This window comes from Pseudomonas sp. RL, assembly GCF_000647775.1.
GTDB classification, from domain to species: domain Bacteria; phylum Pseudomonadota; class Gammaproteobacteria; order Pseudomonadales; family Pseudomonadaceae; genus Serpens; species Serpens flexibilis.
The window spans coordinates 1-21,051 of the sequence record NZ_JBOY01000020.1; the positions used below are offsets into that span (position 1 = coordinate 1).

Annotated in this window: 23 protein-coding genes; 4 read left to right on the plus strand and 19 right to left on the minus strand. The window is 66.1% G+C overall.

The window, feature by feature from the left end; all coding sequences use genetic code 11:
- The 4 genes from AS93_RS0104310 to AS93_RS0104325 form a co-directional block, all read right to left on the minus strand.
- The coding region (locus AS93_RS0104310; RefSeq protein WP_027589458.1) for an NAD(P)-binding domain-containing protein at positions 1-307 on the minus strand (307 nt) is incomplete at its 3' end.
- A gap of 39 nt (positions 308-346) precedes the next feature.
- Positions 347-1,450, minus strand: coding sequence for an enoyl-CoA hydratase/isomerase family protein (locus tag AS93_RS0104315; protein ID WP_027589459.1), 1,104 nt, complete (start codon positions 1,448-1,450; stop codon positions 347-349).
- Positions 1,447-2,265: an enoyl-CoA hydratase gene (locus tag AS93_RS0104320; protein ID WP_027589460.1), complete on the minus strand. Its 819-nt coding sequence runs from the start codon at positions 2,263-2,265 to the stop codon at positions 1,447-1,449. The genes AS93_RS0104315 and AS93_RS0104320 overlap by 4 nt, the downstream gene beginning before the upstream one ends.
- A gap of 170 nt (positions 2,266-2,435) precedes the next feature.
- Positions 2,436-3,683: an ABC transporter substrate-binding protein gene (locus AS93_RS0104325; RefSeq protein ID WP_027589461.1), complete on the minus strand. Its 1,248-nt coding sequence runs from the start codon at positions 3,681-3,683 to the stop codon at positions 2,436-2,438.
- A gap of 228 nt (positions 3,684-3,911) precedes the next feature.
- Between AS93_RS0104325 and ung the strand changes: the two genes are divergently transcribed.
- On the plus strand, positions 3,912-4,613 hold the full coding sequence (gene ung, locus AS93_RS0104330) for a uracil-DNA glycosylase (protein WP_027589462.1): 702 nt from the start codon (positions 3,912-3,914) through the stop codon (positions 4,611-4,613).
- Between the two features lie 182 nt (positions 4,614-4,795).
- Here ung and pdxJ read toward each other — a convergent pair whose 3' ends face one another.
- The 12 genes from pdxJ to rpoE all read right to left on the minus strand — a co-directional run bounded on the left by pdxJ (position 4,796) and on the right by rpoE (position 15,113).
- Entirely contained in the window at positions 4,796-5,530 is a 735-nt protein-coding gene (pdxJ, locus tag AS93_RS0104335) for a pyridoxine 5'-phosphate synthase (protein WP_037008499.1), read from the minus strand.
- On the minus strand, positions 5,523-6,227 hold the full coding sequence (gene recO, locus AS93_RS0104340) for a DNA repair protein RecO (protein WP_027589464.1): 705 nt from the start codon (positions 6,225-6,227) through the stop codon (positions 5,523-5,525). The genes pdxJ and recO overlap by 8 nt, the downstream gene beginning before the upstream one ends.
- Positions 6,228-6,233: 6 nt before the next feature.
- Entirely contained in the window at positions 6,234-7,130 is an 897-nt protein-coding gene (era, locus tag AS93_RS0104345; protein ID WP_027589465.1) for a GTPase Era, read from the minus strand.
- Entirely contained in the window at positions 7,123-7,812 is a 690-nt protein-coding gene (rnc, locus tag AS93_RS0104350; RefSeq protein ID WP_027589466.1) for a ribonuclease III, read from the minus strand. The genes era and rnc overlap by 8 nt, the downstream gene beginning before the upstream one ends.
- Positions 7,809-8,186 (minus strand): DUF4845 domain-containing protein, encoded by a 378-nt coding sequence (locus AS93_RS0104355; protein WP_027589467.1) that lies wholly within the window; start codon positions 8,184-8,186, stop codon positions 7,809-7,811. The genes rnc and AS93_RS0104355 overlap by 4 nt, the downstream gene beginning before the upstream one ends.
- Positions 8,187-8,264: 78 nt before the next feature.
- A complete protein-coding gene (gene lepB / locus AS93_RS0104360) occupies positions 8,265-9,122 on the minus strand; it encodes a signal peptidase I (protein ID WP_027589468.1) in 858 nt (285 codons plus the stop codon).
- Positions 9,123-9,127: 5 nt separating this feature from the next.
- Complete coding sequence (gene lepA / locus AS93_RS0104365; protein WP_027589469.1) at positions 9,128-10,927, minus strand: translation elongation factor 4; 1,800 nt, start codon at positions 10,925-10,927, stop codon at positions 9,128-9,130.
- Between the two features lie 127 nt (positions 10,928-11,054).
- Positions 11,055-12,473, minus strand: a complete 1,419-nt coding sequence (locus tag AS93_RS0104370; protein WP_037008501.1) for a DegQ family serine endoprotease — start codon at positions 12,471-12,473, stop codon at positions 11,055-11,057.
- Positions 12,474-12,476: 3 nt separating this feature from the next.
- Positions 12,477-12,953: a SoxR reducing system RseC family protein gene (locus AS93_RS18675; RefSeq protein WP_051587332.1), complete on the minus strand. Its 477-nt coding sequence runs from the start codon at positions 12,951-12,953 to the stop codon at positions 12,477-12,479.
- Positions 12,950-13,885, minus strand: coding sequence for a MucB/RseB C-terminal domain-containing protein (locus AS93_RS0104380; protein ID WP_037008502.1), 936 nt, complete (start codon positions 13,883-13,885; stop codon positions 12,950-12,952). The genes AS93_RS18675 and AS93_RS0104380 overlap by 4 nt, the downstream gene beginning before the upstream one ends.
- Before the next feature lie 11 nt (positions 13,886-13,896).
- Complete coding sequence (locus tag AS93_RS0104385; protein ID WP_027589472.1) at positions 13,897-14,496, minus strand: RseA family anti-sigma factor; 600 nt, start codon at positions 14,494-14,496, stop codon at positions 13,897-13,899.
- 32 nt (positions 14,497-14,528) lie between these two features.
- The gene (gene rpoE, locus AS93_RS0104390) at positions 14,529-15,113 is read right to left on the minus strand and encodes an RNA polymerase sigma factor RpoE (protein ID WP_027589473.1); all 585 of its coding nucleotides are present in this window, start codon (positions 15,111-15,113) and stop codon (positions 14,529-14,531) included.
- A 343-nt stretch (positions 15,114-15,456) separates the two neighbouring features.
- On the opposite strand from rpoE, the gene nadB reads away from it, so the two are divergent.
- Positions 15,457-17,055, plus strand: a complete 1,599-nt coding sequence (nadB, locus tag AS93_RS0104395) for an L-aspartate oxidase (protein WP_027589474.1) — start codon at positions 15,457-15,459, stop codon at positions 17,053-17,055.
- Between the two features lie 47 nt (positions 17,056-17,102).
- Here nadB and AS93_RS0104400 read toward each other — a convergent pair whose 3' ends face one another.
- The 3 genes from AS93_RS0104400 to AS93_RS0104410 all read right to left on the minus strand — a co-directional run bounded on the left by AS93_RS0104400 (position 17,103) and on the right by AS93_RS0104410 (position 19,079).
- Positions 17,103-18,269, minus strand: coding sequence for a zinc-dependent alcohol dehydrogenase (locus tag AS93_RS0104400; protein WP_027589475.1), 1,167 nt, complete (start codon positions 18,267-18,269; stop codon positions 17,103-17,105).
- Positions 18,270-18,388: 119 nt separating this feature from the next.
- Positions 18,389-18,841 (minus strand): protein YgfX, encoded by a 453-nt coding sequence (locus tag AS93_RS0104405; protein ID WP_027589476.1) that lies wholly within the window; start codon positions 18,839-18,841, stop codon positions 18,389-18,391.
- Positions 18,825-19,079, minus strand: coding sequence for a succinate dehydrogenase assembly factor 2 (locus AS93_RS0104410; RefSeq protein ID WP_027589477.1), 255 nt, complete (start codon positions 19,077-19,079; stop codon positions 18,825-18,827). Before AS93_RS0104410 ends, AS93_RS0104405 begins: the two co-directional genes overlap by 17 nt.
- A 170-nt stretch (positions 19,080-19,249) precedes the next feature.
- Here AS93_RS0104410 and AS93_RS0104415 point away from each other — a divergent pair, with 170 nt between their 5' ends.
- Together AS93_RS0104415 and AS93_RS0104420 are read left to right on the plus strand one after the other, a co-directional pair.
- Complete coding sequence (locus AS93_RS0104415) at positions 19,250-20,191, plus strand: folate-binding protein YgfZ (RefSeq protein WP_027589478.1); 942 nt, start codon at positions 19,250-19,252, stop codon at positions 20,189-20,191.
- Positions 20,192-20,208: 17 nt separating this feature from the next.
- Positions 20,209-21,048: an HDOD domain-containing protein gene (locus AS93_RS0104420; RefSeq protein WP_027589479.1), complete on the plus strand. Its 840-nt coding sequence runs from the start codon at positions 20,209-20,211 to the stop codon at positions 21,046-21,048.
- The last annotated feature ends 3 nt before the right edge of the window (positions 21,049-21,051 follow it).

The window sequence follows — 21,051 nt, forward strand, 5'->3', positions numbered from 1 at the left end:
GGGCCGCCGACGGGGCAATGGTCGAACATTCCAGCACCAGGCAGTCGGCGGGCAGCGCGGCCAGCAGGCCTTCTTCGCCCAGGTACAGCTCCTCCACCTGGCGCCCGGCTGGCAGCATGCTGATCACCGCATCCACACTGCTGGCGGCATCGCGGGCCGAGGTAGCTGCCCGCGCGCCTTCGCTGGCCAGTTGAGCCACCGTTGCCTGTACCAGGTCGAATCCGCTCAGGGTGTGACCGACCTTGAGCAGGTTGCGGGCCATGGGCAGGCCCATGTTGCCGAGTCCGATAAAGGCGATACGGGCCATGGCGGCTCCTCCGTACGGGGGCTGTTGAGGTTTCGGCACCTATAGATCGGCCAACGGATGCGCGCCCTCCCATGTCGGCTGGAAATGCGCCGCGACCACGCTGGCTGGCACCTGGTCCACCTCCGGCCAGTGCCACTGCGGATGGTTGTCGCGGTCGATCAGGCGGGCGCGCACCCCTTCGGCAAATTCGGGGTGGCGGCAGCAGTTCAGGCTCAGCGTGTATTCCAGGCGGAACACCTCGGCCAGCGACAGGTGGCGGGCACGGTGCAGCTGCTCCCAGATCAGGTGTGCGGTCAGCGGGCAGCCGCCGCTGAGGGTCTGGCCGGCGCGGCTGAGCAACGGATCGGCATCGTCGCGCAGGCTGCTCAGCGCCTGCCAGGCGGCGGGCAGGTCGGCGACGTCGAGCAGTGCATCGAGGCGCGCGCGCAACGGTAGCCATTGGGGTTCGGGCAGCCGGGGAATAGCCTCCAGCTCCAGTGCCTTGAGCAGGCTGAGTAACTGGCGCTCCGGCTGGCGTTGCCAGTTCAGCTGCATCAGGCCGGCCAGCAGGGCATCCTGCTGACTGTCCAGGAGCACACGGTCGGCCAGGCCCAGTTGCAGCGCGTCATGGGCGTTGAGCTGGGCGCCGCTGAGCGCCAGGAACAGTCCGAAGCGCCCCGGCAGCCGGGGCAGGAACCAGCCGGCGCCGACGTCCGGGTACAGGCCGATGGAAATTTCCGGCATCGACAGCCGCGAGCCGGGTGTGACGACGCGCACCGCCGCGCCTTGCAGCAGGCCCATGCCGCCACCCATCACGTAGCCGTGGCCCCAGCACAGCAACGGCTTGGGGTAGGTGTGCAGCCGATAGTCGAGGCGGTATTCGTCGGCGAAGAAGCGCGCCGCCAACGGCGGTACCTCTCCCGGATGCTGGCGACAGGCCTCCACCAGCTGGCGCACGTCGCCGCCAGCGCAGAAGGCCTTTTCGCCCGCGCCGCGCAGCACCACGCAGGCGATCTCCGGGTCGTCGGCCCAGGCGCCCAGGCGCGCGTGCAGGGCTTCGATCATCGGCAGGCTGAGCGCGTTGAGGCTCTGCTCCGCGGCGAGGGTCGCCACGCCGATACGCTGGCCGTGCAGGCCGGAGTGCTCGGCGAATTGCACGTTCATGTGTTGCGCCAGCGCGGGTCGCGCTTTTCCAGGAAGGCGTTGACGCCTTCGCGGGTGTCGTCGGCGTCGAACAGGTCGACGAAGCGTTCGCGTTCGGCACTCAGCCAGCTGTTCGGCGCTCGCTCGCGGGCGCCCTGGATCAGCGGCTTGATGGTGCGCACCGCCACCGGGCTCTGGCGCGCCACCCGTGCGGCCAGCATCAGCGCGGTGCCGCGTGCCTCGCCACTGTCCACCAGTTCCTCGATCAGGCCGATGCGCAGCGCGGTCTGCGCGTCGATGCGTTCGCCGCACAGGATCATGCGCTTGGCCCAGCCTTCGCCGACCAGCCAGGGCAGCGCCTGGGTGCCCCCGGCGCAGGGCAGCAGGCCCACCGTGGCTTCCGGCAGGGCCAGCTGCGCCTGGCGCTCGGCGATGCGGATGTCGCAGGCCAGCGCGCACTCCAGGCCGCCGCCCATGGCGTAGCCGTTGATGGCGGCGATGGACACGCCGCGGAAATCGCGCAGCGCCTCGAAGGCCTCGCCGAACAGCCGGGCCATGTCCCGCGCGCGGGCCTTGTCGCCGTCGGCGAACAGCTTGAGGTCGGCGCCGGCGCTGAAGAAGCGCTCGCCCTGGCCGGTGATCACCAGCGCATAGATGTCATCGTCGCGGTTCAGGTGCTCGATCAGCAGCTTGAGGCCGATCAGCGAGTCGCGGTCCCAAGTGTTGGCGGGCGGGTGGCTGATGGTGATCAGCGCGGTGTGGCCGATCTTTTCCACGGTGAGCTTGTGGGTCAGCTCCAGGGGGATGGACTGGTAGGGTTCGACGGCGTGGGTCATGCAGGTCCTCCGTTCGGGCCGGTCTACGGCGGGTTCGAATGGCCCCTCGCAGGGCCGCCTGTGCGCCCGGCGCCCGGGGGCGTAGTCGTTGAGATAACCATAGTCGCCGTGCGGCCCGGAGAGTCGATCGGCAGCAGTTGCCTGCCAGCCGGCGGGAGCATCCCGGCGAGCTACAGGAGCTTGTCCGGCTGGCCGGCCGCGCGGCGCTCGGCCTGCCACTCGCTCAGGCTGGGCGCGCCCTGTTCGCCGTCCAGGTGGTGGACGATCTCGAAGAAGTCCTGGTGCAGCGGATCCTTGAGCACCTCGGCGCGTGGTTTGACCTTGACCACATAGGTGCGTTGCACGTTCTGGTGGTCGAAGGCCCGCCATTCCTGCTCACCCTTGAGCAGCCGGTAGCGGTGCCCCTCCAGGGCCTTGATCACCGCCTCGCTCTTCAGGCTGCGGGCGCGCTCCACGGCGTCGCTCCACTGGTGGACGATGCCGTAGGCGTGGGCGGCGGAGCTGGTCGGGTAGACCTGGTAGCGCTCGACATAGGCCTTCACGAAGGCGCGGCCACGCTCGCTGTCCTCCATGTCCGGTACCCGCCAGGTCCAGGGGGTGGTGCCGAGCACGCCTTCCATGATGGAGGGGCCGGCCTGTTCGACCATATGCCCGGTGATGTTCGGCACCACCACCTGCATGCGCGAGGTCAGGCCTGTCTCGTGAGCGATGCGCATGGCGCGCACCAGGTCCTCGCCGAAAAGCACCAGGGCCAGTACCTGGGCATCGCTCTTGCCGGCCAGGGTCAGGGCATCGCGGTATTGGCTCAGGCGTGCGCCGGGAAAGGGTAGGCGCACGCTGGGATGGCGGGCCTGGTCTTCGCTGCCGGTCGCCGTGCGCAGCGACGCCTCGCTGGTCAGTCCCCAGGTGTAATCGGAAGTCACGTAGAAGTAGCGCTTGTTCGGCAGATGCTGGGCCAGGTACTGGCCCAGGGCACGGGCGCTCATGGTGGCGTTGTTGCTCTCCCGGAACAGGTAGCGATGGCCGTCCTTGCCGGTGGTGTCGTTGGAGTAGCCGAGGGTGCCGAAGTAGATCAGGCCGTGCTCGCGGGCGCGCTTGCCGGCGGCGATCGCCACGGCACTGGACGCCCCGCCGAACAGCATGGCGGCGCCTTCCGCGGCCAACTGGTCGACGTTACCCACGGCCTTGTCGACCTGCGAGGCGCTGTCCAGGGTGGACAGCCGCAACGGCCGGCCCAGCACGCCGCCGCGGGCATTGATCTCATCCAGGGCCAGCAGGGCGCCGCGCATCTGCGACAGGCCTTCTTCCTTGTAACTGCCGCTGCGCGGGTAGTTGAGGCCAAGGGTGATGGGATCGGCGGCCTGCACGCCGGTGGCGAGACCAACCCAGAGCGCCAGCGTGGCAGTCAGGCGTTTCATGCGTAACCTCTCGATCTGTATGGAAATTGGAACGTTTGTACGCAAACCTGCCGATGGACGGCATCGGCTTTTGGTCTATAAGGGTGCGCGTTTTGTGTGACAGCTCTCACGTGTCGCGAGCAAGGTCGCGGGCTGGCGTGGCCAGAGTGGGGCCGATTGCCGCGGGTGCGCCTTGACTTGCCGGGAGGGCTTCTCTAGCGTGCCGGCCGGACGAACGAGGGGGTATTCATGAGCGACAACCAGCGCATCAGGCTGGAGCCCGGCTGGAAGGCGGCGCTGAACGAGGAGTTCGCGCAGCCCTACATGCGCGAGCTGGGCGAGTTTCTGCGTAGCGAGAAGGCCAACGGCAAGGAGATCTACCCGCCCGGGCCGCTGATCTTCAATGCCCTGGATTCCACGCCGCTGGACCAGGTGAAGGTGGTGATCATTGGCCAGGACCCCTATCACGGCCCCGGACAGGCCCACGGGCTGTGCTTCTCGGTGCAGCCCGGGGTGCCGGCGCCGCCGTCGCTGCAGAACATCTTCAAGGAACTCAAGCGCGACCTGAACCTGCCGATTCCCGGCCACGGCTGCCTGCAGCACTGGGCCGAGCAGGGCGTGTTGCTGCTCAACACCTCGCTGACCGTCGAGCGCGGCCAGGCGGGTTCCCATGCCAACGCCGGCTGGCAGCGCTTCACCGATCGCATCATCCAGGTGGTCAGCGAGCGCCGCCCGCACCTGGTGTTCCTGCTCTGGGGCGCCCACGCGCAGAGCAAGGAACGGCTGATCGATCCGACCAAGCACCTGATCCTGCGCTCGCCGCACCCGTCGCCGCTGTCGGCCCATCGCGGCTTCATCGGCAACGGGCACTTCAGCCGCGCCAACCGCTACCTGGAACAGCATGGCATGGCGCCGATCGACTGGCGGCTGCCGGAATTGGCCGAGGGGTAGGGCAGCGGGAAGCGTAGGGTGGTCAATGCCTGGCATTGGCCACCGTCCCGCCGGCACGGCGGGCAGCGACGGTCGGATACTCACGCGAGCACCGAACGCATCGCCAGGCGCGCCGTACCGGCGCGCTGGTGGCCAAGAAAACACCTTGACCACCCCACGTCTACGTCGCGATTCGGCGGCGATCAGCCGCGCGCGGCGCGGATCAGCTGCTTCATCTCCTTCACCGCGTCCTTGAAGCCGACGAACAGCGCGTGGGCGACGATGGCGTGGCCGATGTTCAGTTCGTGGATGCCGTCGATGGCGGCCACCGCCTCGACGTTGTGGTAGTGCAGGCCGTGCCCGGCGTTGACGATCAGCCCCTCGGCGCGGCCCAGGCGCACGCCTTCCCGGATGCGTTCCAGCTCCCGGGCCTGAGTCGCGGCATCGGGGGCATCGGCGTAACGACCGGTGTGCAGTTCGACGGTCGGGGCACCGACGCGGCGTGCGGCGCGGATCTGACTTTCCTCGGCGTCGATGAACAGCGACACCTCGCAGCCCAGCGCGCTCAGGCGCTGTACGGCGGCGCGGATGCGTTCTTCCTGGCCGGCCACGTCCAGGCCGCCCTCGGTGGTCAGCTCCTGGCGGGTCTCCGGCACCAGGCAGACATGCTCCGGGCGCACCCGCTCGGCGAAGGCCAGCATCGCCTCGGTGACGCCCATCTCGAAGTTCATGCGCGTCTGCAGGCACTCCTTGAGCAGCAGCACGTCGCGCTCCTGGATATGCCGGCGGTCTTCGCGCAGGTGCACGGTGATGCCGTCGGCGCCTGCTTCCTCGGCATCCAGTGCGGCCTTCACCGGGTCGGGATAGCGGGTGCCGCGCGCCTGGCGCAGGGTGGCGACGTGGTCGATGTTGACGCCCAGCAGAATGGGATCAGGCACGGGGTGGCTCCTTGAGATTCATGAACAGCTCGCGGCTGACCAGGGGTCGGCCGCCCAGATGGGGGGCCAGCGCCTGACGCATCAGGCGCTTGGCGGTGGCAAGGGTAGTGGGCTGTTCCCAGTCGGCGTCGGCCAGGGCGCGCAGATCGCGGCCCAGGAACAGCCCGGGTTGCAGGTGATCGACGGCTTCCAGGCCGGACTCGGGCAACAGGCGGTACCAGACTTCCGCCACCAGCGGCTGGCCCTGGACATCATGGTCAAGGGCGAAGCCGTAGCCCAGCTCGTCGAGCAGTCGCCATTCAAAGGTGCGCAGCAAGGGCTGCAGCGGGCGCCCGGCGGCCAGCGCCTGCAGGGTCAGCGCGTAGTGCTCGAACAGCGCCGGATGCGGGTCGTGGGCCGGCAGCAGGCGGATCAGCAGTTCGTTGAGGTACAGGCCGCTGAACAGCACGTCGCCATGCAGCAGATTCGGGATGCCGTTGGGCTCCAGGCGGGCGACGGTCTTCAGCTCGCCCTTGCCGCGCAGCTCTATCTCCAGCGGCAGGAACGGCCGGGCCTGGCTGCCGGACTTGCCGCGCGCGCTGCGCAGCACCGCGCGCAGGCGCCCCTCGGGGGTGAACAGGTCCACCAGCGCGCTGGTTTCCTTGTAGGGGCGGCTGTGCAGCACGAACGCCGACTGCGGCGCGCCGGCCTGGCTCATGGGGATCTACAGGTCGAGGTAGCCGAGCGAGCGCAGGGCGCGTTCGTCGTCGGACCAGCCGCCCTTCACCTTGACCCACAGGTTGAGCATCACCTTGGAGTCGAACAGGGTTTCCATGTCGCGGCGGGCGTCCTGGCCGATGCGCTTGATGCGCTCGCCCTTGTCGCCGATGAGGATCTTCTTCTGGCCTTCGCGCTCCACCAGGATCAGTGTGTGGATATGCAGGATGCGACCCTCCTGCTTGAACTCCTCGACCTCCACGGTGATCTGGTAGGGCAGTTCGGCACCCAGCTGGCGCATGATCTTCTCGCGCACCAGTTCGGCGGCCAGGAAGCGACTGGAGCGGTCGGTGATCTGGTCTTCCGGGAAGAAGTGCTCGTTCTCCGGCAGGCGCTCGTTGACCAGGTTTTCCAGGGTGTCGAGGTTCTGGGCATGCAGCGCGGAGATCGGCACGATCTCGGCGTTGGGCAACTGCTCGGCCAGCCACTGCAGGTGCGGCAGCAGCTCGGCCTTGTCTTCCAGCTGGTCGGCCTTGTTGACCGCGACGATCAGCGGGCACTTCACGCCGCGGATCTTCTCCAGTACCAGCTCGTCCTCGTCGGTCCAGCGGGTCCGGTCGACCACGAACACCACCACATCGACATCGCGCAGGGCGCTGCTGGCGCTGCGGTTCATGTAGCGGTTGAGGGCCTTCTCGTTGTTCTTGTGCAGGCCGGGGGTGTCCACGTAGATGGCCTGCACCGCGCCTTCGGTCTTGATGCCCAGCATGTTGTGCCGGGTGGTCTGCGGCTTGCGCGAGGTGATGGCCAGCTTCTGGCCGAGGATATGGTTGAGCAGCGTGGACTTGCCCACGTTCGGGCGGCCGACGATGGCCACGTAGCCGCAGCGGCTGATGTCATTCATGTGTGTTCTCCACGCCCAGGGCCACCAGGGCGGCCGCGGCGGATACCTGTTCGGCGATGCGGCGGCTGGCGCCCTGGCCGCAGGTCTTTTCATTGAGCAGGCTGACCCGGCATTCCACGTAGAAGGTGCGGCAATGCGGATCGCCCTGGATGTCCACCACCTCGTACTGCGGCAGCTCGCAGCCACGCGATTGCAGGAATTCCTGCAGGCGGGTCTTGGGGTCCTTGTTGGTGTCCACCAGGGTCAGGCTTTCCAGTTCGTTGGCCAGCCACGCCAGCACACGCTCGCGGGCCTGCTCCATGCCGCTGTCCAGGTAGATGGCGCCGATCAGGGCTTCCAGCGCGTCGGCAAGGATCGACTCGCGGCGGTAGCCGCCGCTCTTCAGTTCCCCCGAACCCAGGCGCAGGTAATCGCCCAGGCTGAAGCCGCGGGCCAGCACGGCCAGCGTCTCGCCCTTGACCAGGCGGGCGCGCAAACGCGACAGCTGGCCTTCGCGGGCCTGCGGGAAGCGCTCGAACAGCGCTTCGCCGGCCACGAAGTTGAGGATGGCATCGCCGAGGAATTCCAGGCGTTCGTTGTTGCGCCCGGCAAAGCTGCGATGGGTGAGGGCCAGGAGCATCAGCTCCTGGTTCTGGAAGGTGTATCCGAGCTGGCGCTCAAGGCGGTTGAGTGGGGGGTTCACTGGACTCTTACGCGGAATTCTTTATCGAAACGAACCACCAGATCGAGATTCTTGATCAGGGGTTCACGCTTTTCGTACTGCAGTCGTGCGTGGAAATACTGGTTTTCCACTTTCACCGTCAAGGCCTTGCGCAGGTCCAGGTCACGAATGCTGTTGACCTGCATGCCCTTGCCGACATGGGTGTAGAAATCGCCAACGCTGCGGATATCGGCCGCCTTGTCGGTTTCGACCGAGGCGATGATCTTCTCCAGCGACAGGTAGTCGAGGTAGTGGGGGATGACCCTGAAGGCGGTGCTGGCGAAGAAGGCCACCACCGCCAATGCCATCAGCCAGCCCAGCAACGACAGGCCTTTCTGGGTGTGCGGGAACGTCATGATCAACCTCGGATGCGGATTCAGAGGCTGCCAAGCCTATAAAAGCCGCCGCCGGCATATTGCCTGACGCCGCACAAATCAGTGGATCAGACCTACCCGGGTAAAGTTCGGCAGGTTGCTGCCCTTGGGTTCCGGCCAGCTCATCCACACCGCGAACGCCTTGCCGACGATATTGCGGTCGGCCACCATGCCGCGCAGCTCGGGATCGATCGCCGGATCGTCCCAGTAACGGCTGTCGTTCGAGTTGTCGCGGTTGTCGCCAACCATGAAGTAGTAGCCTTCCGGTACCACCCACTCGCGGCTGGGCTCGATGCGGTAGCGGCGCATCTCCTTGCGGATCAGGTGTTCCACCGCGCCGAGCTTTTCCTCATACAGTGCAGCGCTGCCCAGCGAGCCGGGCTCCTGCTGCAGGAAGGATTCCGCCACAGGCTGACCATTGATCACCAGGCGCTTGTCGCTGGTGTAGCGCACAGTGTCGCCGGGCAGGCCGACCACGCGCTTGATGTAGTTGATGTTCGGATCGCTGGGGTAGCGGAACACCATGACATCGCCGCGCTGCGGATCACCCACCTCGACGATCTTGGTATCGAGTACCGGCAGGCGAATGCCGTAGGCGAACTTGTTGACCAGGATGAAATCGCCCACTTCCAGGGTCGGCTTCATCGACCCGGAGGGGATCTGGAAGGGTTCGACCAGGAAGGAGCGCAGCACCAGCACGATGGCCAACACCGGGAAGAAGGACTTGCCGTACTCGACGAGCAGGGGTTCCTTGTTCAGCTTCTCCAGCACCTTGTCATCGGCTGCGCCGTTAACCTGGCCCTGGTAGGCGGCAATCGCCGCCCGCCGCCGCGGGGCCAGGACCAGCAGGTCGAACAGGGCCAATGCGCCGCAGATCAGGACGGCGAGAACCAGCAACAGCGGGAAATTGATCGACATAGAACTCAGCTATCCACCTTGAGCACAGCAAGGAAGGCTTCCTGCGGGATTTCCACGCTGCCGACCTGCTTCATCCGTTTTTTACCGGCCTTCTGCTTCTCCAGCAGTTTGCGCTTGCGGCTCACGTCGCCGCCGTAGCACTTGGCAAGTACGTTCTTGCGCAGCGCCTTGACCGTGGTACGCGCCACGATCTGCCCGCCGATGGCTGCCTGAATCGCCACGTCGAACATCTGGCGCGGGATCAGTTCCTTCATCTTTTCGGTCAGCGAGCGGCCCTTCTGATGGGAGCGGTCGCGGTGAACGATCAGCGCCAGGGCATCGACCTTCTCGCCGTTGATCAGCACGTCGAGGCGCACCAGGTTGGCGGCCTGGAAGCGGTCGAAACTATAGTCCAGCGAGGCGTAGCCGCGGCTCACCGATTTCAGGCGGTCGAAGAAATCCAGCACCACTTCGTTCATCGGCAGGTCATAAACCACCTGCACCTGGCTGCTGAGGAACTGCATGTCGCGCTGCACGCCGCGCTTCTCGATGCACAGGGTGATGACGTTGCCCAGGTGCTCCTGTGGCACCAGGATGGTGGCGCGCACGATGGGCTCGCGCATTTCCTGGATGTTGGCCAGGTCCGGCAGCTTGGACGGGTTGTCCACGTAGACGGTGTCGCCGTTCTTGAGCACGACCTCATACACCACGGTCGGCGCGGTGGTGATCAGGTCCAGGTCGTATTCGCGCTCCAGGCGCTCCTGGATGATCTCCATGTGCAGCATGCCGAGGAAGCCGATACGGAAGCCGAAGCCCAGGGCGTCGGAGCTTTCCGGTTCGTACTGCAGCGCGGCGTCGTTCAGGGTCAGCTTCTCCAGCGCGTCGCGGAAATCCTCGAAGTCATCGGAGCTGACGGGGAACAGGCCGGCGTACACCTGCGGCTTGATGCGCTGGAAGCCCGGCAGCATCTCCACATCCGGCGTGGTGGAGAGGGTCAGGGTGTCGCCCACCGGCGCGCCCTGGATGTCCTTGATGCCGGCGATCACGAAGCCCACTTCGCCGGCCTTGAGGTCCGCGGTTTCGGTGTGCTTGGGGTTGAACACGCCGACGCTGTCCACCTGGTGCAGCTTGCCGGTGGACTTGACCAGGATCTTGTCGCCTTTCTTCACGCGGCCGTGCTTGACGCGCACCAGCGAGACCACGCCCAGGTAGTTGTCGAACCAGGAGTCGATGATCAGCGCCTGCAGCGGGGCTTCGATCTCGCCTACCGGCGGCGGCACCACGGTGATCAGGCGCTCCAGCACATCCTCCACGCCCATGCCGCTCTTGGCGCTGCAGGGCACGGCGTCGGTGGCATCGATGCCGATGATCTGCTCGATCTCTTCCTTCACCTTGTCCGGGTCGGCCTGGGGCAGGTCCATCTTGTTCAGCACCGGCATCACTTCCAGGCCCTGCTCGATGGCGGTGTAGCAGTTGGCCACGGATTGGGCTTCGACGCCCTGGCCGGCATCCACCACCAGGATGGCGCCTTCGCAGGCCGCCAGCGAGCGGCTGACTTCGTAGGTGAAGTCCACGTGGCCGGGGGTGTCGATGAAGTTCAGCTGGTAGGTTTGCCCGCTGCGTGCCTTGTAGTACAGGGTCACGCTGTGGGCCTTGATGGTGATGCCCCGCTCGCGCTCCAGGTCCATGGAGTCCAGTACCTGGGCTTCCATTTCCCGGTCGCTCAGGCCGCCACAGATCTGGATGAAGCGGTCAGCGAGGGTGGACTTGCCGTGGTCGATGTGGGCAATGATGGAGAAATTGCGGATATGGCTCAGGTCGCTCACGGGACGTTACTCGATGGGCCGCGGGAACCTCCCGCCGAAAAATAGTCGGAGATTCTACCTGAAGCCCGCAAAGGGCGTCACGTCCGCTGGGGGGAGAGGAAGGGCGCGGGCCCTTCCTCCCGAGGGTTCATTCGGCCAGCTTGAAGGTGATGAAGCTGGCGCGGCCCTGGCGTAGCACACGCATCGACACCGAGCGGTTCTTCGGCAGGTCCTTGGCGACCTGCGCGAAGTGCTGGGACGACTTGATGGCCTGGTTGTTCAGGTGGGTGATGACATCGCCGGGGCGCAGGCCGATGGCCACTGCCGGGCCACCCTGCACTTCCTTGATGACAACGCCGCCCTGCAGGTCGAGGCTCTTGCGTTGTTCCTCGGTGAGCTCGATGACCGTCACGCCCAGTCGGTTGCTGCTGCGTTCCGCACCGTTGTTGCCGCGCGGCATGGCCAGGGGCTCGCCCTCTTCGGGCAGGGCGCCGATGGTCACGTTCAGGGTGCGGCGCTGACCTTCACGCATCACCTCCAGGCGCGTCTTGCTGCCGGGCTTGAGAATGCCGACCCGGTGCGGGAGGTCGCTGGACATCACGATGGGATGGCCGTCGAGGCTGAGGATCACATCGCCGACGCGCAGGCCACCCTTGGCCGCTGGGCCATCTTCCAGCACCTGAGCTACCAGGGCACCGGCGGGACGGTCGAGTCCGAAGGACTCGGCCAGGTCCTTGTTCACTTCCTGGATCACCACGCCCAGCCAGCCGCGGCTGACCTTGCCGGTTTCCTTGAGCTGGTTGGCCACGTCGAGGGCCACGGTGATCGGGATCGCGAAGGACAGGCCCATGAAGCCGCCGGAGCGAGTGAAGATCTGCGAGTTGATGCCCACCACTTCGCCATCCAGGTTGAACAGCGGGCCGCCGGAGTTGCCGGGGTTGATGGCCACGTCAGTCTGGATGAACGGCACATAGCTTTCGTTGGGCAGGCTGCGGCCCTTGGCGCTGACGATGCCGGCGGTCACCGAGTAGTCGAAGCCGAACGGCGAGCCGATGGCCAGAACCCATTCACCCACCTTGAGGTTTTCGGACTTGCCGAGCTTCACGGTGGGCAGATTCTTGCCTTCGATCTTCAGCAGCGCCACGTCGCTGCGCGGATCGGCGCCCACCAGCTTGGCTTCCAGTTCGCTGCGGTCGGACATGCGCACGAGAATCTCGTCCGCGTCGGCGACCACATGGTTGTTGGTCAGCACGTAGCCGTCGTCGGAAATGATGAAGCCTGAGCCCAGCGACTGGGCCTCGGGCTGCCTGCCGTTGCGCGGCACCTGCGGCAGGTTGCGCTCGAAGAACTCGCGAAACAGCGGCGGCAGGCCTTCCAGGTCGGGAATCATCAGTTGCGACTGGCCGCGCGCCGGCATTTTCTGACGGGTGCTGATATTGACCACGGCCGGCGACGCTTCCTCCACCAGTTCGGTGAAGTCCGGCAGTTGGGCCTGGGCCGCCAGGGCGTGACTGCCCAGCAGCACGACCAGCAGGGTGCTCACATAAGTCCGTAGATGTGCTTTCAAGGTTTACTCCCCTTTGCCAAGAGCTACAAAGTCCGGCCGGTGAGTGGTCGGACAGGCGCGCAGCACGACCGGCTGCAGCGCCGGATCATCCGCCGTGCGCAGGCTGCGCCGGCGAATGTAGATCCAGGTGCCAAACAGGCCCGCCAGTCCGGAGAGGATCACCCAGGGCTCTGCAGCCCCCAGGCGATCGGCCAGCAGCGCCATGGCAAACAGCCCCAGCAGGGGCAGTAGATAAACCTGAATGGAGCCGCTGAGCAGCACTTCTTCCTGCACGCCAATGGCGACCGTGTCGCCGACGCGCAGATGAAGGTCGGTCAGTGCCCGAACATGGCCGCGCCGCTCGCCGACCCCAAGGCTGTTCATCAGGCCCTGGCCGCATCCGGCGCGCGCCGAACAGCTGGCACAGGTGCCTCGACGCAGGGTTTCCACCCAGACGGCGTCGGCTTCCACAGCGACGACGCGACCTTCCTGTTCGATCACTGCAACATGACTCCCGAGCCAGAACGAATCGACAGGGCGACCCGCTCGGCCGTGCCCAGCGGAATTTCGCCGATCACGGTGACCAGCAGATCGCCCTGGTCAGTGGCCAGGCGCCGCGATACGGCGGCGGTGGGCCCCAGCTGGCTGCGCTGGTCGATGCTCAGCCCTTCGCGCCAGGGCTCGAGGAATACGGAGAAGCGCGCCAGGCCGTCACCATACACCAGCCAGGCCACCGGAGCGTCTTCGCGCACGGTGCGTTGCTCGACGATGCGCGTGAGGGAAAAACCGGCCGGCAGCCATTCCGAGCGCCAGGCCTGCTCTTCCAGCGAGCGCACCTCGCGGTTCGTCACCGGCCGGCAGGCCTGTCCGGCCTGCAGCTTCGGCTGCTCGACAGGTTCGAAAACGACGTATTGGAAACGCTCCAGCGGCTGGCCATGCTCGTTGAGCAGCAGGGACTTCAGGGGTAGGGCGGTTTCCCGGTCCAGGTACAGCTCGAAGCCATAGCGGTGCTGGTCGCGCGGTCGCAGCGACAGCACCACGGTCTCGCGGCCGGCAACCCGCGACTGGCCGGCCGTGCGGATGTCGTACCACTGGGCCAAGGTGCGCGGTTGCACGCGGCGCAGCCCATCGGCCTGGTTTTCCATGATCTGCTCGTAGCGCGGGCCGGTCATGCATTCCAGCTGACCATTGGTACGCAGACTCTCATGGAACACGCCATCCAGCTGCTGGATGTGCTCGCGCACCTGGCCCTCACGCACCTGACGGTGGATTTCATGGCTGGAGAAGCTGCCATTGCGTTCGTAGACGAAGACGCCCTGGAACTCCTGGCGCTGTTCGGCCTCCTGCAGGCGCAGCAGCCAGTTCTGGCTCTCCGCACCCTGGGCCAGCGGGCTTAGCAGCGCACCGGCCAACAAGCATGGAATAAAGCGCATGCGACTCCCTGTCAGCGATTTTCCAGACTGGCGGCCCGTGCATGGGGCAGGGTGCTTTCAGCGCCACTGCCGGCCTGGCGGGCATGCTGGCGTACATAGTCCAGCAGGCGCTGGTCTTCGGCGGTCAGCTGGGCCTCATGGTCGACCGGCACGGCGAGGGTAGCCTCCCCGGAGGGGTTGTAGCTGGCGAGTACCGCAGGTCCCTGCGCCATGGGGGCTGCACTGCTGGCCGTCGCAGCGGGCTGGGCGCTTTGCTGGGCCATCTGAGCGCCATCCAGGGCGTCCTGGTTGTAGAAGCGCACCCCGGCGAGCACGGCCACGGTGACGGAGGCGGCGATTGCCACACGACCGATGCCGCGCCACAGCGGTGCGCCCACGCCGGAGCGGGACGGCGCCGGCTCCTCGGCCAGTGCGGCGCTAACGCCTGCGGCGATGTTCAGGCCGGGCGCGAAGTACTCGCCGTGCATGGCTGCCCGGGCGATCTGGTAGCGCGACCAGGTGGCCTGCAACTCCGGCTCGCCGCCTGCGGCGAGCACGCGGCGCAACTCCAGTTCGTCCGCCTCGTTATCCATCACCGCGGACAGCGTTTCCCGCAGGGATTCACGATTCATGTCTTTCCTCTCTTGGCTCATCGCCCACCGTCTCAGGTTTGCTCGTGCAACAGGGGTTGCAACGCCTTGTCTATGACCTCACGCGCCCGGAAGATGCGTGAGCGCACGGTTCCCACCGGACACTGCATGACGCTGGCAATGTCCTCATAACTCAGCCCGTCGAACTCGCGCAAGGTCAGGGCCGTGCGCAGATCCTCCGGCAACTGCTGGATGGTGCGATGCACCGTTGCCTCGATTTCGTCCCGCAACATCGCTCGTTCGGGTGACTCGATGTCCTTGAGGGCATGGTCGCCATCGTAGAACTCGGCATCCTCGGCGCTGACATCGTTGTCCGGCGGGCGCCGGCCTCTGGCGACCAGATGGTTCTTGGCCGTGTTGATGGCAATGCGGTACAGCCAGGTGTAGAAGGCGCTTTCACCCCGGAAGTTGCCCAAGGCGCGATAGGCCTTGATGAATGCTTCCTGGGCCACGTCCTGAGCTTCATGCGTGTCATGAACAAAGCGCACGATCAGCCCGAGGATCTTGTGCTGATACTTCATCACCAGAAGGTCGAAGGCCCGGCGATCTCCCCGCTGGACGCGCTCGACCAGCTGCTGGTCCTGTTCCTGGGTCAGCATGCGAATTCCTCTCCGCATCTTTCCCGCCGCACTGGCTGCCGGTCTGGCTTACCTCGATAGACCCAGGCGTTATGCAAAAAGTTCTCCCCCGTACAGGCAAGCAGAATGCCGAGGCGGTGCTTGCCATACATCAGGCGCACTGCCTGTCGTTGTTGATGTTCAGGCATCCGGTTGCAGGTGCCATGGCACGCCTTGCCTGAGCAGGGCATGCGAAGCAATCCTGCTATGGAAAACCGATCCTGAAAAAAGTTCCGCACGCTGTTCATCCTCCCCTCTCGCGGTCGCTATTGTGTCGACCGAGCCCCCGATATACTAGACGCGGTTATTTCGCGGGATTCACTTCATGAGCCAGCATTTCGGGCACGACGTACTGATCATCGGCAGCGGCGCCGCCGGCCTCACCCTGGCCCTTACCCTGCCGGGCAACCTGCGCATCGCGGTGCTCAGCAAGGGGCAGCTGGACAATGGCTCTACGCCCCATGCCCAGGGCGGCGTGGCTGCCGTGCTGGACGATACCGACACCGTGGAATCACATGTCGAGGACACCCTGATTGCCGGCGCCGGGCTGTGCCGCGCGGACGCGGTGCGCTTCACCGTCGAGCAAAGCCGGGCCGCCATCGAATGGCTGATCGCCCAGGGTGTGCCCTTCACGCGGGAAGACACCGGCGACGACGAAGGCGGCTTCGCCTACCACCTGACCCGCGAGGGTGGGCACAGCCACCGGCGTATCATCCATGCCGCCGATGCCACGGGCGCCGCCATCTTCAATACCCTGCTGGACAAGGCCCGCCAGCGGCCGAACATCGAGCTGCTGGACGAGCGTGTGGCGGTCGACCTGATCACCGAACACAAGCTGGGCCGTCCGGGCCGGCGTTGCCTGGGTGCCTACGTGCTGAACCGGGCGACCGGCGAGGTGGACACCTTCGCGGCGCGTTTCGTGGTGCTGGCCTGCGGCGGTGCCGCCAAGGTCTACCTGTACACCAGTAACCCGGACGGCAACACCGGCGATGGCATCGCCATGGCCTGGCGCGCCGGTTGCCGGGTGGGCAACCTGGAGTTCAATCAGTTCCATCCAACCTGCCTGTATCACCCGCAGGCCAAGAACTTCCTGATCACCGAGGCGCTGCGTGGCGAGGGCGCGCTGCTCAAGCTGCCCAGTGGCGAGCGCTTCATGCCGCGTTTCGATGCGCGTGCCGAGCTGGCGCCGCGCGATGTGGTTGCCCGGGCCATCGACCACGAGATGAAGCGCCTGGGCATCGATTGCGTGTACCTGGACATCAGCCATAAGCCGGCGGCGTTCATCAAGGAGCACTTCCCCACCGTCTACGAGCGCTGCCTGGACTTCGGCATCGACATTACCCGCCAGCCCATCCCGGTGGTGCCGGCGGCGCACTACACCTGCGGCGGCGTGCTGGTGGACCAGCATGGCCTGACCGACGTGCCGGACCTCTACGCCATCGGCGAGTCCAGCTTTACCGGCCTGCATGGCGCCAACCGCATGGCCAGCAACTCGCTGCTGGAGTGTTTCGTGTACGCCCGCTCGGCGGCGCAGGACATGCTTGCCAAGCTGGACGACACCGAGCTGCCGCAGGCGCTGCCCAGCTGGGACGCCAGCCAGGTCACCGACTCTGACGAGGATGTGATCATCGCCCACAACTGGGACGAGCTGCGGCGCTTCATGTGGGACTACGTGGGCATCGTGCGCACCACCAAGCGCCTGCTGCGTGCCCAGCACCGGGTCCGTCTGCTGCTCGCCGAGATCGACGAGTTCTACTCGAACTACAAGGTCACCCGCGACCTGATCGAGCTGCGCAACCTGGCGCTGGTGGCCGACCTGATGATCCGCTCGGCGCTGGAGCGCAAGGAGTCGCGCGGCCTGCACTACACGCTGGACTACCCGAACCTGCTGCCCGAGGCGGTCGATACCATCCTGACACCCTGATGCGATTGCGCCCGGCTGGGCCGGGTGCAATCCGCCGTTGCCGGCATCTAGGGCAGCAGGATCACCTTGCGGCATTCGTCCTGATGTTTGTCGAACAGCTCGTACCCCTTGGCGGCCTCTGCCAGGGGCAGGCGGTGGCTGATGATGATCTCGGGCGATAGTCGACCCTGTTCGATATGTTCCAGCAGCTGCGGCAGCAGCGCCTGGACGTGGGTCTGTCCCATCTTGAACGTCAGCCCCTTGTCGAAGGCATCGCCGAACAGGAAGCCGTGCAGGAAGCCGGCATAGACCCCCGGCACGCTGACCACGCCACCCCGGCGTACGGCGGCGATGCACTGGCGCAGCACCTTGCCGACGCTGGCTTCCAGCTTGAGGGTGGCCAGCACGGTTTCCGTGGTGCTGCCCTTGGCCTCGAAGCCGACGGCGTCGATGGCGGCATCCACGCCGCGATGTCCGGCAGTCTGCTCGATGATGGTTGCCGCGGGGTCGTCGTCCTGGGTGAAATCGATGGGAATGACGCCATAGGCCTCCTGGGCGAACTGCAGCCGGTGGGCGAATTGGTCGACCATGAAGATCTGCTCGGCGCCGAGCAGGCGCGCGCAGGCCGCAGTCATCAGCCCCACCGGCCCGGCCCCGTAGATAGCCACGCTGGAGCCGGCCTTCAGGCCGGCGTTCACCGCCGCCTGGTAGCCGGTGGGCAGGATATCGGTGAGAAAGAGTACGCGCTCGTCGGGTAGCGAGGTGGGTACCTTGAACGGCCCTGTGTTGGCCTGGGGCACCCGCACGAACTCTGCCTGGCCGCCGGGAATACCCCCATACAGATGGCTGTAGCCGAACAGCGCCGCGCCCGGGGGGATTTGCTTTTTGTTGAGAATCGCACCCCGCCCCGGGTTGGTGGTTTCGCAGGCGGCGAACAGGTCCTGGCGGCAGAAGAAGCAGTCGCCGCAGGCGATCACGAAGGGCACGATGACCCGGTCGCCGGGTTTGAGCGCCGTCACTCCGGTTCCGACTTCCTCGACGATGCCCATGAACTCGTGTCCAAAGATGTCGCCGTCGCGGGTCTCGGGAATCTTGCCGTGGTAGAGGTGCAGGTCGGAGCCGCAGATTGCCGTGGCCGTGACACGCAGCAGGATATCGTCGGGCTGCTGCAGCTTCGGGTCGGGAACAGTGTCGACTCTGACGTCGTGAGCGCCGTGGTAGGTCAGTGCACGCATGGGGTTCTCCGCTTCCGGGTGAAGGAAATCCCTGGTGAGAGCTTCCAGACCTTGGTGGGCAGCGGCAGGGGCTGCCGGTTCCTTCTTCGGGATCGGCGTGCCTGGGAGGTAGGGGGCGGCTAGCTCGGGTCGGCCCAGCGGTTGCGGCTGAATTTCAGCCGCACGCGCAGACGTCGGTGCTGGTCGGGCGGCAGGGCGTCACGGGGAATGCACAGGCCCTGGCTGAACCCGCGGCCGGGGCGGCGGTAGCGCAGCACGATCAGCCAGGGCAGTGCCAGGCTGTCGGGCAGCAGGCGCACCGCCTGCCAGCCGTGGGCGGTGCTGAACAGATGCCAGCCGCTGGCGTCGCGACGCAGGGCGGTAACCGCGGTCGGTGAGCGCAGCAGCAGATGGCGCGGCAGGGTCCACAGGGCGTGCAGGCCGCACAGGAACACGCCGGTGAGCTGCGCCCAGGCCGGCAGCGCGGCGAGCAGCAGGGCGGCCAGGGCCAGCGCCAGGCTCAGCAGGTAGGTCGCCAGCAGCAGTCGCGAGGGCCGCCAATGGCACTCGAAGGACTCACTTGGGCTGGACACGGTCCAGGATCATCTTGACGATGCGGCGCAGGTCAGCGTCCTCGGGCTCGCCGCGCTGCATGAACCAGCCGAACATGTCCTGGTCCTCGCATTCCAGCAGTTGGCGGTAGCGCGCCTGGTCTTCCGGGTCCAGGTTCGGGTAGACCTCCTGAACGAAGGGCACCAGCAGCACGTCCAGCTCGAGCATGCCGCGACGGCTGTGCCAGAAAAGACGCTTGAGTTCGATATCGTCGGCCATGCGAGGCTCCTTAGCAGAGAGGCCGGCATTATAGGGTCTGGCCGTGTCTCGTCGCGAGCCGGGTCGCCAGGTCCGCAGGTGGCCCATGCGGCGAGAAGATGGCAACCGCTGACAAGCACCACTCAGCCCCTCTATGATCTGCCTTTTCCACACCGAGCCCAGGCATCCTCATGGCCGAATCCGCATTCTTCAGCCCCTTGACCCACGAAGGGGTGTTCGCCGTGCGCGGAACGGACGCCGGCACGTTCCTGCAGGGCCAGCTGACCTGCAATATCAAGTACCTCACCGGGCGCGCCAGTCTGGGCGCGCGCTGCACCCCCAAGGGTCGCATGCAGTCGAGCTTTCGCATCGTGCCGCAGGGCGATGGCTTCCTGCTGGCCCTGGCCGGCGAGCTGCTCGAAGCGCAACTGGCCGATCTGAAAAAGTACGCCGTGTTCTCGCGGGGCACCCGTCTGGCGGACGAGAGCGCCCAGTGGGTGCGTTTCGGCCTCTACAACGGCGATGCCGCGTTGGGTTCGCTCGGTCTTGACGTGCCCGCCGAGGCCAACGCCCTGGTCGAGTCCGATGGACTGTTGGGTATTCGCCTGTCCGCTGGGCGCCTCGAGGTGTGGGCGCCGGCCGAACGTGCGGCCGCCGTGCGGGCCAGCCTGGCGCAGCAGATGCCGGAGGCGCCGCTCAACGACTGGCTGCTGACCCAGGTTCGGGCCGGCATTGGCCAGGTATTTGGTGCCACCCGCGAGCTGTTCATTCCGCAGATGATCAATCTGCAGGCGCTGGATGGCGTCAGTTTTCGCAAGGGCTGCTACACCGGCCAGGAAATCGTCGCCCGCATGCAGTACCTGGGGCGCCTGAAGCGACGCATGTACCGTCTGGCGGTGCAGGCAGAAGCCCCGCCGGTGCCTGGCGTCGAGTTGTTCTCGCCGGTGCATGGCAGCAGTGTCGGGGAAGTGGTGCTGGCTGCGCGGTCCGCCGAGGAGGTCGAGTTGCTGGCCGTTCTGCAGGAGGATGCCGTGCAGGATGGTCGCCTTCACCTGGGGAATCCGCAGGGACCGAGTCTGCGGGTGCTGGACTTGCCCTATGGCCTGGACAGCGAACGGGACATTCAACGCTGACATGGAGTAAGTAGTAGATGAGCCAGCTGGTCGATCGGATTCAGGAAGAACTTCTCCAGGCCATCGAAGATGATGCGCTGATTCTGCCCACCTTGCCGGAGGTGGCCATCCGCGTGCGCGAAGCCGCCGAGAATCCCAACATCGGCACCCATGCGTTGAGCCGGGTGATCAGCAACGATGCCGCACTGAGCGCGCGGCTGATCAAGGTGGTGAACAGCCCGCTGCTGCGCGGCAACCGGGAGATAAACGACCTGCAGTCGGCCGTTGACCGGCTGGGCATCAACTACACCTGCAGCCTGGCGATTGGTCTGGCAATGGAGCAGATGTTCCAGGCCACCCATGAGCTGGTGGATGCCAAGCTGCGGGAGGTATGGGTCAAGAGCACCGAAATCGCCGCGATCAGCCAGGTGCTGTGCCGCCACTTCACCCGCCTGCAACCGGACCAGGCCACGTTGGCCGGCCTCGTTCACCAGATCGGCGTCCTGCCGATCCTCACCTACGCCGAGGAGCATGAGCTGCTGCTGGCCGATACGGCCAGCCTCGATCATGTGATCGAGCGCATTCACCCGCAGCTGGGCGAGCGCATTCTGCGCGCCTGGGAGTTTCCCGAGGCTCTCGCCGTGGTGCCGGGACAGATGCAGGACTTCACCCGCAATTCCCCAGCGGTGGACTACGTGGACATCGTGCAGGTGGCCATCCTGCAAAGCCACCTGGGCACGCGCCATCCGCTCACCCAGCTGGACTGGGGCAGCATTCCCGCCTTCGCCAAACTGGGCCTCAACCCCAAGGCCGACATCCAGTCCGATCAGGACCTGCATGGCGCCTTGCGCTCGGCCATGAGCATGCTGCAGCAGTAATGG